Below are 13,085 nucleotides of genomic sequence, written 5' to 3'. Positions count from 1 at the left end.
GAGTGTCGCTCTCGGGGCACTTTTTGCCGCTCGCGCTAGTCTTAGCGTGGATCGCTGTGACGCACGTCACCGCACCTGTCTACGCTATCCTTGTGCGAGACTCACGCAGGAATCCAGCGCAATATGAATGTCCTGATCGTTGATGACGAACCCCAAGCCCGCGAGCGACTGAGCCGTCTGGTCAGTGAGCTCGAGGGTTATACAGTCCTTGAACCGAGCGCCGCCACGGGCGAGGAGGCGTTGACGTTGATCGACAGCCTCAAGCCGGATGTGGTGCTGCTCGATATCCGCATGCCGGGCCTGGATGGCCTGCAAGTCGCCGCCCGCCTGAGCGAGCGCGAATCGCCACCCGCCGTGGTGTTGTGTGCCGCCGAGGAAGAGTTCCCTGCCGAAACCCTGGAAGCCAGCGGTGTCAGTTTCCTGGTCAAACCGGTGACTGCCGAGGCGTTGCTCAAGGCGCTGAAAAAGGCCGAGCGCCCCAATCGCATCCAGCTTGCCGCCCTGACCCAGCCCGCCGCCCAGAGCGGTAACGGGCCGCGCAGCCATATCAGTGCGCGCACCCGTAAAGGTATCGAGCTGATCCCGCTGAGCCAGGTGGTCTACTTCATCGCCGATCACAAGTACGTGACCCTGCGTCACGAGGCTGGCGAAGTGCTGCTTGATGAGCCGCTCAAGGCCCTTGAGGATGAATTTGGCGACCGTTTCGTGCGCATCCACCGCAATGCGCTGGTGGCCCGTGAGCGCATCGAACGCCTGCAGCGCACGCCCTTGGGGCACTTTCAGTTATTCCTGAAAGGGCTTAACGGCGATGCTTTGATTGTCAGTCGGCGTCATGTCGCCGGCGTGCGCAAGATGATGCAGCAGCTTTAGCGCAAGGGCTGTAGCGGTGATCGCGGTGCGGTGCGGCCAGGGAGGCCCCGCACTTGCTGATTCAAATCAAAGCGAATTTTCCTGAGCTGTTATTATCTGCCGTATCTATTCAGTACGGATTGATCCATGTCCTCTCGCGAAATCCGCATCGCCACCCGTAAAAGCGCCCTGGCCTTGTGGCAGGCCGAATACGTCAAAGCACGCCTCGAGCAGGCCCACCCTGGCCTCCTGGTGTCCCTGGTGCCCATGGTCAGTCGCGGCGACAAGCTGCTGGACTCGCCGCTGTCGAAGATCGGCGGCAAGGGTTTGTTCGTCAAGGAACTGGAAACCGCACTGCTGGAAAACGAAGCCGACATCGCCGTGCACTCGATGAAAGACGTGCCCATGGACTTCCCCGAAGGCCTGGGCCTGTTTTGCATCTGCGAGCGTGAAGACCCGCGCGACGCCTTCGTGTCCAATACCTATGCGTCCCTGGATGAGCTGCCGTTGGGCAGTATCGTCGGCACCTCCAGCCTGCGTCGTCAGGCCCAGTTGCTGACGCGTCGCCCGGATTTGCAGATCCGCTTCCTGCGCGGCAACGTCAATACCCGCCTGGCCAAGCTGGATGCTGGTGAATACGACGCGATCATTCTCGCGGCGGCCGGTTTGATCCGGCTCGGCTTCGAAGACCGCATCACCTCGGTCATCAGCGTCGAAGACAGCTTGCCCGCCGGCGGGCAGGGCGCAGTGGGCATCGAATGCCGCACCGCCGACCGTGAAATCCACGCCTTGCTCAAGCCGCTCGATCACCACGACACCGACGTCCGTGTCACCGCCGAACGCGCCCTGAACAAACACCTCAACGGTGGCTGCCAGGTGCCGATCGCCTGCTATGCCGTGCTGGAAGGGGAAAACCTGTGGCTGCGTGGCCTGGTGGGCGACCCTGACGGCGGCAACTTGATCACCGCGCAAGTGCGCGGGCCGCAGCGTGATGCGACGGCGCTGGGTATCCAGGTCGCCGAAGCGCTGCTGGACAAGGGTGCCGGTGCCATTCTGCAAAAAGTCTACGGCGAGGCCGGCCCGCAGTGACCGATTGGCGTGTGCTGCTGACGCGGCCTGCCGAGGAGTCTGCGCTGTTGGCGGCGTCGTTGTCCGATGTCGGGATTTTCAGCAGCAGCCTGCCGTTGCTGGAGATCGAAGCCTTGCCGGTCACGCCTGCGCAGCAGGCGGTCTTTGCTGACCTGGGCCGCTATTGCGCGGTCATTGTGGTGAGCAAACCGGCGGCGCGCCTTGGCGTGCAATGCTTGGATCGACGCTGGCCGCAGTTGCCGTGGTTCAGCGTGGGGGCCGCCACCGCGCAGGTCCTCGCCGAACAGGGCCTGGACGTTCATTATCCCCCCAGCGGCGACGACAGCGAGGCCTTGCTTGCCTTGCCCGCCTTGCGCGAGGCTATTGCACATGCTGATGCACGGGTGTTGATCCTGCGCGGCGAGGGTGGGCGAGAGCTGCTGGCGGAGCGCTTGCGCGAGCAAGGTGCTAGTGTCGACTATCTGGAGTTGTATCGCCGTTTTCTTCCGGCCTACGACCCGGGGGTACTCATGCAGCGCATCCAGTTGGAACGCTTGAACGGCCTGGTGGTCAGCAGTGGGCAGGGTTTTTTACACCTGCAAGCCCTGGCCGGCCCGGATTGGCCACAGGTGGCGCGGCTGCCGCTGTTCGTGCCCAGCCCGCGAGTCTATGAGATAGCGCGGGCCGCTGGCGCAGAAAAAGTTGTGGATTGTCGCGGCGCGAGTGCTGCGGCTTTGTTAGTGGCGTTACGGAGCCATTCCGTTCCCACTCTCTGATACGCAAAGGATGGATACGTGAGCGAAACAGCCTTGCCTAAAGATGAAGCTCAGCCCGCGCTCGATGCGTCGGGCCAGACACCGGTCACCGCGCCGCGCCGTGGCAATGGCCTGGCAATCGTCGCCTTGCTGCTGGGTGCTGCGGGCGTTGCCGCCGGCGGCTGGGGGATCTGGCAGGTCCGCGCCCTGCAAGCCAGCAGCCAGCAACAGCTGAGCCAGGTACAGACCCTCGACGACCAGTCCCAGACCCTCAAGCAAAGCCAGCAACAGTTGGCGGCACGCCTGGCGCAACTGCCGGGTGCGGACGAGCTGGAAGAGCGCCGCCGTCTGGTGGCGCAGTTGCAGGGCGACCAGCAGCGTTTGGGCCAGCGTCTGGAAACCGTGCTGGGAGCCAGCCGCAAGGACTGGCGCCTGGCTGAAGCCGAACACTTGATTCGTCTCGCGAGTTTGCGCTTGTCTGCCCTGCAGGATATCAACAGCGCGCAGTCGCTGGTCCAGGGCGCCGACGAGATTCTTCGCGAGCAGAGCGATCCGGGTTCCTACGCCGCGCGCGAGCAATTGGCCAAGAGCCTTGCCGCGTTGCGCAGTACCGAACAGCCGGACCGTACCGGGCTGTACCTGCAGCTCGCGGCCTTGCGTGATCAAGTCGTGCAACTGGCGGCGATCGCGCCGGAATACCAGCTTCAGGAACCGGCGCCCCAAGGGCGTCCGACGACCGATACGGAAAACCGCTGGAGCCAATGGTGGGAGCAGCTCTCGCGTTACTTCCGCATCGACTTCAACCCGGATGACAACATTCGCCCGCTGCTCGCCGGCCAAGGCCTGAACCAGGTGCGCCTAGCCCTGAGCCTGGCCCTCGAGCAAGCGCAGTGGGCTGCGCTCAATGGTGAATCGGCGGTGTACAGCCGTTCGCTGGGTGAGGCGCGCAGCGTGTTGCAGGACAACTTCAACCAGGACAACCCACAGAGCAAAGCGATGCTGGCGCGTATCGCCGAGCTTGAGCCCAAGGCTGTCTCGGTCGTGACCCCGGACCTGGCTGCCAGCCTGGCTGCCGTGCAGGCATACCTTGAACGTCGTCACTCGCCTGCCGACGAAGCCAAGGCTTCGGCTGGCACGCCGGCGAGCCAGGAGTAGAGCCGATGAAGCGTTTCTATGTGATCCTGGTGCTGGCGATTGCGATCGCCCTGGCGCTGGCTGTGGGCATTTCGAAACACACAGGCTACGTGCTGATTACCTATCCCCATCTGCTGCATTACGAGTCGAGCCTGTGGGCCACCCTGGTGGCGGTGTTTGTCATCGGCCTGGCGATCTACCTGATTCGTGTCCTGTTGAGCCTGCTGAGCACCTCGGGCGGCGTGGTCAACCCGTGGTCGCGGCGTAACCGCAGCCGTCGCGTGCAGATCGCGATCGAGCAGGGCCAGATGGACCTCGCCGAAGGCCGCTGGGCCAGTGCCGAACGCCACCTGCATCGTGCCGCCGAAGCCGAACGTCAGCCGTTGCTGTATTACCTTGGCGCGGCCCGGGCGGCGAATGAGCAAGGGCGATATGAAGCGTGCGACGGTTTGCTGGAGCGTGCCCTCGAGCGTCAGCCCCAGGCCGAACTGGCGGTTGCCTTGAGCCATGCGCAATTGCAGATGGACCGTGGCGATACCGACGGCGCGCTGATCACCTTGCAGGCCATGCACGAGCGTCATCCCCATAACGCCCAAGTGTTGCGCCAGTTGCAACGCTTGCATCAGCAGCGGGGCGATTGGTCGTCAGTGATTCGTCTGTTGCCTGAGCTGCGTAAGGACAAAGTGTTGCCGGCCGGCGAACTGGCCGAGCTGGAGCGCCGTGCCTGGGGTGAAAACCTGAGCCTGGCCGTCCAGCGTGAAGAGCAGGGCGAAGCGGGTTTGCAGGCGCTTGAGCGCGCCTGGCAACAACTGACGTCCGCCCAACGCCAGGAGCCGCAATTGGTGTTGGCCTACGCCGAGCAACTGCGCCAGTTGGGCGCTGATGCCAAGGCCGAGGAAGTGTTGCGCGGCGCGATCAAGCGGGCTTATGACAGCCATCTGATCCGCCTGTATGGCCTGTTGCGCGGCAGTGACCCGGCCCGCCAGTTGAAGTTTGCCGAGGGCTGGCTCAAGGACCATCCAGGTGATGCCAGCTTGCTGTTGACCCTGGGTCGCCTGTGTCTGCAAAACAGTCTGTGGGGCAAGGCGCGGGACTACCTGGAAAGCAGCCTGCAAGTGCAGCGCAACCCCGAGGCGTGTGCCGAATTGGCACGCCTGCTGGCCCAGTTGGGTGACACCGAGCGCAGCAACCAGTTGTTCCAGGAAGGCTTGGGCCTGCTGGACAACCGTTTGCTCGCCTCACCGTTACCCGTGCCGGCGCAGGGTTGAAGTAGGAAGTGGTGCGAGGGTTGGCTCGGATGCGTCCGACAGCCAACCTTTTGGTTCTGTGTAAAGACTCGGTTTAACTGGGTGCGTAATATATTCCTACGTTGCGTCAGGTTATGTCCTCCAAGTTCTGGCGGGATGTCCCTACGTTTTCGCGGAATCGTCTGCTCTAACGCGTATTGAAAGGGGTCAGGCCTTTCCTCTACCGTAACGGCCTATCTCTCGCGGTACGGATAAACAATGTCTTTGGCCCCCTCACGCTCCTTGTTTTTCCTGGCGTTCATGGCCGGTGCGCTGACGTTGGGTGCGTCTTTCTACCTGGAATATGGCGCGCTGCTGCGGCCCTGCTTTCTGTGCCAGGTACAACGGCTATTCCTCGCCACCTTTACGTTGATCAACCTGGTAGCGGCTGTGCATAACCCCAAACGCTACGGCGTCTATGGGTATGGGCTGGCGAGCACAGGCTGTGCCGCGCTTGGCGCAATTACCGCCGTGCGCCAGGTGTTATTGCAGAACACCACGTCGGATCAGGCCAGCCATTGTTGGCCCAGTTTGCAGTACATGCTCGAAAGCCTGTCTTTTTCGCAGGCGCTGCGCTCGATCTTCAACGGCACCGTTGACTGCGTGGAAATCACTTGGACCCTGTTCGATTTGAGCCTTCCGGAGTGGAGTCTGTTGTTTTTCGTGGCGATGCTGATCCTGGGCTTCATGCAATTTTCACGGCTGATATTCAGCCAACCGTTGCGCCTGTCGAGACGCTGAAAACCGGTCGTAGGTTGTAGGAGGGGATTAAACACTTGTATGAACTTTCTCTCCTGCGTACCTTGAAGCCATAGTCATGCGGGCATAATCTGGCCCGAATGCGTTATTGAAACCGTTGTCAGATACGGCTTTGTCCGGCTGCCGCTTTATCCTTGAAGTATTGCGCGGGCACACAGCGGCAGCGCCCCTATAGGGAAGAGAGATCATCATGCTGGAAAGTTGTCAGAATGCTCAGGAACGCTGGGGTGGGGTGCACAAGCTGATCGATAGCTGGCTGAAGGCACGCCACGAACTGGTTCGGGCGTTTGATGCTCTCGGCGCGAAGCCCGAAGCATTGACGAAGAATCGCAAGCCGTTGCAGGCGTTTTGCGGTGTGTTGGTGGACTACGTGTCTGCCGGTCATTTCGGCATCTACGAGCAACTGACCAAGGAGGCTGAAGCCTTCGACGATCAGCGCGGTCTTGAATTGGCCGATACCCTCTACCCACGCATCGATGTGATCACCGAGAAGTTGCTGGCGTTCAATGACCTGTGTGATGCCGGCAAGTGTGTTGCGGAAAAATTCAAAGAGCTGGGTGGCCTGCTCCATGAGCGTTTCGAGCTTGAGGATTGCCTGATCGAAGTGCTGCACAATGCTCACCGGGATGTGGCTGTCGCTCAGGCCTGACCCTTGGTGATGAGATAAAAAAACGGTGCGCATGACGCACCGTTTTTTATTGGGTCAATGCCGGGTGCCGAGTAATTCGATCTCGAATACCAAGGGTGTGTAAGGCGGGATCAACGCACCGGCACCGTCGGCGCCATAGGCCTGTGCTGACGGAATCACCAGGCGCCATTTCGCGCCCACCGGCATCTGTTGCAGCGCGCTGCTCCAGCCGCTGATCACACTGTCTAGACGAAACCATTGCGCTTGGGTGCTTTGATCGAACACCGTCCCATCGGGCAATCGCCCCACGTATTTCACCTGAACCTCATCATTGGCCAACGGTTTATTGCCGGTCCCGGGCGTCAACTCGGTGAGCAGAACGCCATCGGCTAATTCGCGCACGCCGCTCGCGGCTTTTTCCTGGGTCAAAAACTGCTGTTCGGCCGTCAGGGCTTTTTCACTTTGGGGTGCCTGAATATCGGCTTCGTCCTGCGCTTCATGCTGCGCCAGGATCTGTTCGATGCGCGTGTTATCCAGCGCCAGCGGTTTACCTTGATAGGCTTGCTTGAGGCCATCGATCAAGGCCTGGAGCTGCAGGTCAGGGACTTCCTGGCGCAGCCGCTCACCGAGGCTGGCGCCCAGGCTGTACGCGAGGTCGTGCGCATCTGGGGCAGTGGTTTTGGACGGCGAAGGCTCGCTGGCATTGGCCACGGAAATCGCCAAGCCAAGCGCAAGAAAAAGGTAACGCGACATGGGTCTTCTCCAGCCGAAAGTGCGACGGATTATGCCAGTGTGAGTGGATAAAAAGTGGCGTGGTTTTCCGTTATATCGATAAGATTTTTCGCACGGTGCAACGCAAGGCAAACGATACTGTCAACATGCGCTAGCGGCGGTAAGAGCAGAGGGCTAGTATGAGCCGCACCCACGTCAGCCAGGAGGTAAACCATGTCGGCCAAACAGAAGCCTGTAAATACCCCGTTGCACTTACTCCAACAACTCTCGGGCAGTCTGCTCGAACATTTGGAAAGCGCGTGTTCCCAAGCCTTGGCTGATGCAGAAAAACTGCTCGCCAAGTTGGAAAAACAACGCGGTAAAGCGCAAGAAAAACTGCACAACTCCCGCACCAAACTGCAAGACGCCGCCACTGCCGGCAAGGCCAAGGCTCAAGCCAAAGCCAAAGACGCAGTCAAAGAACTTGAGGACCTGCTGGACGCCCTCAAGGATCGCCAAGCCGAAACCCGCACCTACATTTCCCAACTCAAAAAAGATGCTCAAGAAAGCCTGAAACTGGCCCAGGGCGTTGGTCGTGTGAAGGAAGCTGTATCGAAAGTGCTGGGCGCTCGTGCACCGGTGAAAGCCGTTGCAGCGAAGACGCCGGCTAAGGCCGCCGCCAAGCCAGTTGCTAAAGCTGCTGCCGCAAAACCAGCCGCCAAGCCAGTTGCTAAAGCCGCTGCTGCAAAATCAGCCGCCAAGCCAGTTGCTAAAGCCGCTGCCGCAAAACCAGCCGCCAAGCCAGTTGCTAAAGCCGCTGCTGCAAAATCAGCCGCCAAGCCAGTTGCTAAAGCCGCTGCTGCAAAATCAGCCGCCAAGCCAGTTGCTAAAGCCGCTGCTGCAAAACCAGCCGCCAAGCCAGTTGCTAAAGCCGCTGCTGCAAAACCAGCCGCCAAGCCAGTTGCTAAAGCCACTGCTGCAAAACCAGCCGCCAAGCCAGTTGCTAAAGCCGCTGCTGCAAAACCAGCCGCCAAGCCAGTTGCTAAAGCCGCTGCCGCAAAACCAGCCGCCAAGCCAGTTGCTAAAGCCGCTGCCGCAAAACCAGCCGCCAAGCCGGTCGCTAAAGCCGCTGCCGCTAAGCCAGTCGCTAAACCTGCTGCTGCAAAACCAGCATCGGCCAAGCCAGCCACCCCGGCAGGATCGGCTGCTACCCCAGCAGTGTCCGCCGCTCCAACCGCATCGGCCAGCAGCACTCCTGCACCGGTCGCGCCAAGCAACACCCCAACCAGCGCTTCCTAAGCGCCGGTGACTGCGACGCGCATCTGCTGCAGCGCGTCGTGGTCAAGGTTGGCGGCTCCCTCGGCCGCCAGTCCTTCCAGCCATCGTTGACCCATCGCTTCGCCTGTCGGCCATGCTGTTGCCAGCGTTGCCAGGCGTGTCAGCAACTCGCGTTCCGCCTCCAGCTCCAGGGCCTTGACCCGCTCCCGTAACGCCGCCAAGGGCTGATCCTGCTGCGCCACGGCCCGCCATTGCATGCGCACCTGTCGCAACGGTTCAACGACCTGCGATTGCCACGGCTCGGCGATTTGCCTCAGCGCCTGCGTGCGTTCAAGCGTCAGCGCCACACCGCGCCGTTCCAGCCACGCCCCGCAGAGCAACAGGCACACATCCGCGCCTTGTTCCTGCAAACGCAGGCACGCGGCCTCGACGCCCGTGCGGGCGTAAGTCGAGAGGGCAAAGCTCCACAGGTCAGCGCACATATTCACACCCAAGCCAGCGGCCAACGAAGCTGGTAGACTCCGCCGCCATTATGATCCGACTTCAAAGCCTAACATTACAGCGTGGCCCGCAACGTCTTCTTGAAGACGCCGAGCTGACCCTGCACGCCGGTCACAAAGCCGGCCTGATCGGTGCCAATGGCGCCGGCAAATCCACGTTGTTTGCCCTGTTGCTGGGTGAGCTGACCCCGGATTCCGGGGACTGCTTGCTGCCGGCCGACTGGCGCATCGCCCATATGCGCCAGGAGATCGACACCCTGGACCGCATCGCGATCGACTACGTGCTCGATGGCGACCTGCGTCTGCGCCAGGTGCAACACGACCTGGCCGAGGCCGAGAAAGCCCAGGACGGCGCCGCTCAGGCCCGCCTGCACGCGGAATTGGACAGCGCCGACGGCTACACCGCCGACGCCCGTGCGCGCAAGATGCTCGCCGGCCTTGGCTTTACCAACGAGCAGATGGACCGCCCGGTCGCCGACTTCTCCGGCGGCTGGCGCATGCGCCTGAACCTGGCCCAGGCACTGATGTGCCCCTCGGACCTGTTGCTGCTCGACGAACCGACCAACCACTTGGACCTCGATGCGATCCTGTGGCTGGAGGATTTCCTCAAGAACTATCAAGGCACCTTGCTGCTGATTTCCCACGACCGGGATTTTCTCGACGCCGTGGTCGACAACATCGCCCACGTCGAACAGAAGAAAATCACCCTCTACCGTGGCGGCTACAGCGCGTTCGAGCGCGCCCGCGCCGAACGCCTGGCCCAGCAACAGCAGGCGTTCGAGAAGCAGCAAGCGCAGCGCGCGCACATGGAAAGCTACATCGCCCGGTTCAAGGCCCAGGCCACCAAGGCCCGCCAGGCCCAGAGCCGGATCAAGGCGCTGGAGCGCATGGAAGAGCTGTCGGCGGCCCACGTCGATTCGCCCTTCGATTTCGTGTTCCGCGAGTCGGCGAAGATCTCCAGCCCGTTGCTCGATCTGTCCGATGCACGCTTGGGCTATGGCGATAAAACCATCCTCGAGAAGGTCAAACTGCAACTCACGCCGGGCGCGCGCATTGGCCTGCTCGGACCGAATGGCGCGGGCAAGTCGACGCTGATCAAGAACCTGTCGGGCGAACTGCAACCCCTGGCCGGTCGCCTGACCCGGGGCGAGAACCTGGTGGTGGGCTACTTCGCCCAGCATCAGTTGGACTCCCTGGACGCCAAGGCTAGCCCGTTGCTGCATTTGCAGCGCCTGGCGCCGACCGAGCGCGAGCAGACTCTGCGCGACTTCCTCGGCGGTTTCGACTTCCGGGGTGCGCGCATCGATGAGCCGGTGCTGAACTTCTCCGGCGGCGAAAAAGCCCGCCTGGCCCTGGCGCTGATCGCCTGGGACCGGCCGAACCTGTTGCTGCTCGACGAACCGACCAACCACCTCGACCTGGAAATGCGCCTGGCGCTGACCATGGCGTTGCAGGAATTCAGTGGTGCGGTACTGGTGGTGTCTCACGATCGCCACTTGCTCAAGAGCACCACCGACAACTTCCTGCTGGTGGCCGATGGCAAAGTCGAAGAGTTCGACGGCGATCTTGAGGACTATGCGCGCTGGCTGACGGATTACCGCCTGCGTAACGCGCCGACCAGCAACACGCCCGTCAACCCGGACAAAACCGACAAGAAGGCCCAGCGCCAGGCCGCCGCCGCCCTGCGCCAGCAGTTGGCGCCGCACAAGCGCGACGCCGACAAGCTGGAAGCCGAGTTGGGCAAGGTCCACGAACGTCTGGCCAAGATCGAGACCAGCCTGGGCGACAGTGCCGTGTACGAAGCGGCACGCAAGGATGAACTGCGCGATCTGCTGGCCGAGCAGGCCAAGCTGAAGGTCCGTGAAGGTCAGTTGGAGGAAAGCTGGATGGAAGCCCTCGAACTGCTCGAAAGCCTGCAAGCGGAGCTGGAGGCGCTGTCCTGATGGAAGCGCTGCAACTGCCGCTGCCGGCGCAATGGGTCGAGCCTGTGTGGATCGGCGTGCAAGTCCTGCTGATCCTGCTGGCTGGCTACCTTACCCAGCGGTTTGTCGCCAAGGGCCTGACCCGACTGGGTGAGCGCTACCCCTTCCCGCCGCAATTGTTGATGCCGCTGCGCGGCGGCTTGCGCTGGCTGATCATGGGCAGTGCGCTGATCTTCGTGCTGGAACGCCTGGGCGTGTCCGCCACGGTGTTGTGGACCGCGCTGTCGGGGTTCGTCGCGGTGGCGGCGGTGGCGTTCTTCGCCATGTGGTCGGTGTTGTCCAACCTGTTGTGCGCGATCCTGATCTTCACCGTCGGACCGTTCCGCCTGGGTGACATCGTCGAGTTGGTGGACACCGTCGACAAACCGGGTGTGAAGGGCCGCGTCGTGGCGATCAATCTGCTTTACACCACGCTGATCGAAGTGGAAGAGGCGGGGACCGGCGGAGTGACGGTGCAGGTGCCCAATAGCCTGTTCTTCCAGCGCTCGGTGCGACGCTGGCGCGACAGTGCGGTGATGCCGGGCGAGCGCTAGCGTTCACATCTTGTAAAAATCTATAGCCAGCCTTCGGTCGGCAGAGTTAGCTTAAGGCACAACCGCAAACTCGCTGCTGAGGTGTGCAATGGCACTCGACACATGGCTGGCCTTTTTCCTCGCCAGTTGGATCATCTCCCTTTCCCCTGGCGCAGGCGCCATCGCCTCGATGTCCAGCGGCCTGCAATACGGTTTCCTGCGCGGTTACTGGAACGCCATCGGCCTGCAAATCGGCCTGGCGATGCAGATTGCCGTGGTCGCGGGCGGGCTGGGGGCTATTTTGGCGGCGTCGTCCACCGCGTTCTATGCGATCAAATGGTTTGGCGTGGCGTACCTGGTGTACCTGGCCGTCAAGCAGTGGCGTGCCTTGCCCATGGACATGACCGACGACGCGGCAGTGCGGCCGATTGGCAAGCCGATGGCGATGATGTTCCGGGGGTTTCTGGTCAACGCCAGTAACCCCAAGGCGCTGGTGTTCATGCTCGCGGTGTTGCCGCAGTTCGTGAACCCGCAGGCACCGCTGCTGACCCAGTACCTGATCCTCGGCGCGACGATGATCAGCGTCGATATGATCGTGATGGCGGGGTATACCGGCTTGGCGTCGAAGGTCTTGCGCCTGTTGCGCACGCCCAAGCAGCAAAAACGCATGAACCGCACGTTTGCCGGTTTGTTCGTGGGGGCGGCGGGGTTTCTGGCCAGCTTGCATCGCGCAACGGCGTAACTGACGAAACCGCAGCAAAAATGTGGGAGCTGGCTCGCCTGCGATAGCAGCACCTTGGTGTAACTGATACACCGAGGTGCCTGCATCGCAGGCAAGCCAGCTCCCACCTTTGATTTGTGTTGCTTGTGAAGTCGCGGCTCAGCGCAGAATCTTCGGCGCTTCATCCCTTGGCAGGTTATTGCGCAACACTGGCTGGCCTGGGTCTTGATACCCACCGCCCAACTGTTCCGCCAACTGCCTGGCCACATCCTCACCCAAGGCTTTCGACACTTCCTTCACCACACGCGGCCGGTTCAGGCTGACGTGCACGTCGCGGCTGTTCACCAGTTTGGTGTCCTGACCTTCACCCATCGCGGTAAACGCTGAGGTGATTTCGAAGGTGCGCGTGTTGATCAGGCTGAAATCCGCCACCAGCGTCAGGCCCAGCACCGCCGAGTAGCTGTTGGTGCGGTCCAGGGCGTTGATGTCCTGGGTGAAGTCGATGTCCGACAGGGTGCCGAACAGCACGTAGTCCGCGCCCTTGAAGTGGCCGGCCTTGATGCGCTTGATCACGTCATACACGTCACCCTTGGCATCGGGGGTGTAGGGCGTGCCCTGCACCAACTGGAACTGGCGCGACTTGAGGATCTCGCCCTTGATGTCGCCGCTGAATTTACGCAGCTCTGCCTGTTCGATGTAGCGGGTGCGGCTTTCGTACTCGCTGTAGTTCGCCGCGCCGCTGGCGTTGTATGCGCTGGCCTGGAAGTTGTTGCTGGCCGAGACCTGATGGATGTACTCCTCGACCTGCGCCTCGTAGGCCAGGTCGGTCACCGCGATCTTCGGTGCAGCCGATGCGCCAAAGGCGCACAGCAGGCCGATCATGCCGATCCATGCACGCATTG

14 protein-coding genes and 1 pseudogene are annotated in these 13,085 nt (G+C 61.8%); 12 read left to right on the top strand and 3 right to left on the bottom strand.

Annotated elements, in window-relative coordinates; genetic code table 11:
• Positions 1–10: 10 nt before the first annotated feature.
• The 8 genes and pseudogenes from ACS5Q8_RS28290 to rsd all read left to right on the top strand — a co-directional run.
• Positions 11–127: pseudogene (locus ACS5Q8_RS28290) on the top strand (sensor histidine kinase); the annotation flags it as partial.
• A complete protein-coding gene (locus tag ACS5Q8_RS28285) occupies positions 124–870 on the top strand; it encodes a LytR/AlgR family response regulator transcription factor (RefSeq protein WP_253400091.1) in 747 nt (248 codons plus the stop codon). The pseudogene ACS5Q8_RS28290 and the gene ACS5Q8_RS28285, both read left to right, overlap by 4 nt.
• 126 nt (positions 871–996) lie before the next feature.
• Positions 997–1,938, top strand: a complete 942-nt coding sequence (hemC, locus tag ACS5Q8_RS28280; protein ID WP_276195404.1) for a hydroxymethylbilane synthase — start codon at positions 997–999, stop codon at positions 1,936–1,938.
• Positions 1,935–2,693, top strand: coding sequence for a uroporphyrinogen-III synthase (locus ACS5Q8_RS28275; RefSeq protein WP_426099920.1), 759 nt, complete (start codon positions 1,935–1,937; stop codon positions 2,691–2,693). Before hemC ends, ACS5Q8_RS28275 begins: the two co-directional genes overlap by 4 nt.
• A gap of 18 nt (positions 2,694–2,711) precedes the next feature.
• Positions 2,712–3,827, top strand: a complete 1,116-nt coding sequence (locus tag ACS5Q8_RS28270; protein ID WP_276195402.1) for a uroporphyrinogen-III C-methyltransferase — start codon at positions 2,712–2,714, stop codon at positions 3,825–3,827.
• Between the two features lie 5 nt (positions 3,828–3,832).
• Positions 3,833–5,074 (top strand): heme biosynthesis protein HemY, encoded by a 1,242-nt coding sequence (locus ACS5Q8_RS28265; protein WP_443696638.1) that lies wholly within the window; start codon positions 3,833–3,835, stop codon positions 5,072–5,074.
• Between the two features lie 237 nt (positions 5,075–5,311).
• Positions 5,312–5,833, top strand: coding sequence for a disulfide bond formation protein B (locus ACS5Q8_RS28260; RefSeq protein WP_276195400.1), 522 nt, complete (start codon positions 5,312–5,314; stop codon positions 5,831–5,833).
• Between the two features lie 208 nt (positions 5,834–6,041).
• Positions 6,042–6,500, top strand: coding sequence for a sigma D regulator (rsd, locus tag ACS5Q8_RS28255; RefSeq protein WP_247406450.1), 459 nt, complete (start codon positions 6,042–6,044; stop codon positions 6,498–6,500).
• 54 nt (positions 6,501–6,554) lie between these two features.
• On the opposite strand, the gene ACS5Q8_RS28250 is transcribed toward rsd, so the two are convergent.
• A complete protein-coding gene (locus ACS5Q8_RS28250; protein ID WP_276195398.1) occupies positions 6,555–7,232 on the bottom strand; it encodes an FKBP-type peptidyl-prolyl cis-trans isomerase in 678 nt (225 codons plus the stop codon).
• A 192-nt stretch (positions 7,233–7,424) separates the two neighbouring features.
• Between ACS5Q8_RS28250 and ACS5Q8_RS28245 the strand changes: the two genes are divergently transcribed.
• Positions 7,425–8,489, top strand: coding sequence for an AlgP family protein (locus tag ACS5Q8_RS28245; RefSeq protein ID WP_465159669.1), 1,065 nt, complete (start codon positions 7,425–7,427; stop codon positions 8,487–8,489).
• Here ACS5Q8_RS28245 and ACS5Q8_RS28240 read toward each other — a convergent pair.
• A complete protein-coding gene (locus tag ACS5Q8_RS28240) occupies positions 8,486–8,950 on the bottom strand; it encodes a TIGR02444 family protein (RefSeq protein WP_276198012.1) in 465 nt (154 codons plus the stop codon). The genes ACS5Q8_RS28245 and ACS5Q8_RS28240 overlap by 4 nt on opposite strands.
• Before the next feature lie 50 nt (positions 8,951–9,000).
• On the opposite strand from ACS5Q8_RS28240, the gene ACS5Q8_RS28235 reads away from it, so the two are divergent.
• The 3 genes from ACS5Q8_RS28235 to ACS5Q8_RS28225 all read left to right on the top strand — a co-directional run bounded on the left by ACS5Q8_RS28235 (position 9,001) and on the right by ACS5Q8_RS28225 (position 12,204).
• Complete coding sequence (locus ACS5Q8_RS28235; RefSeq protein ID WP_276195396.1) at positions 9,001–10,911, top strand: ATP-binding cassette domain-containing protein; 1,911 nt, start codon at positions 9,001–9,003, stop codon at positions 10,909–10,911.
• Positions 10,911–11,483, top strand: coding sequence for a mechanosensitive ion channel family protein (locus tag ACS5Q8_RS28230; RefSeq protein WP_276195395.1), 573 nt, complete (start codon positions 10,911–10,913; stop codon positions 11,481–11,483). Before ACS5Q8_RS28235 ends, ACS5Q8_RS28230 begins: the two co-directional genes overlap by 1 nt.
• Positions 11,484–11,571: 88 nt before the next feature.
• On the top strand, positions 11,572–12,204 hold the full coding sequence (locus ACS5Q8_RS28225) for a LysE family transporter (RefSeq protein WP_247406615.1): 633 nt from the start codon (positions 11,572–11,574) through the stop codon (positions 12,202–12,204).
• A 138-nt stretch (positions 12,205–12,342) separates the two neighbouring features.
• Here ACS5Q8_RS28225 and ACS5Q8_RS28220 read toward each other — a convergent pair whose 3' ends face one another.
• Positions 12,343–13,083, bottom strand: a complete 741-nt coding sequence (locus tag ACS5Q8_RS28220; protein ID WP_443698816.1) for a penicillin-binding protein activator LpoB — start codon at positions 13,081–13,083, stop codon at positions 12,343–12,345.
• Positions 13,084–13,085 lie beyond the last annotated feature (2 nt).

The organism is Pseudomonas sp. PAMC25584 (assembly GCF_058135675.1).
This window is presented reverse-complemented; position numbering and strand designations above follow the sequence as displayed.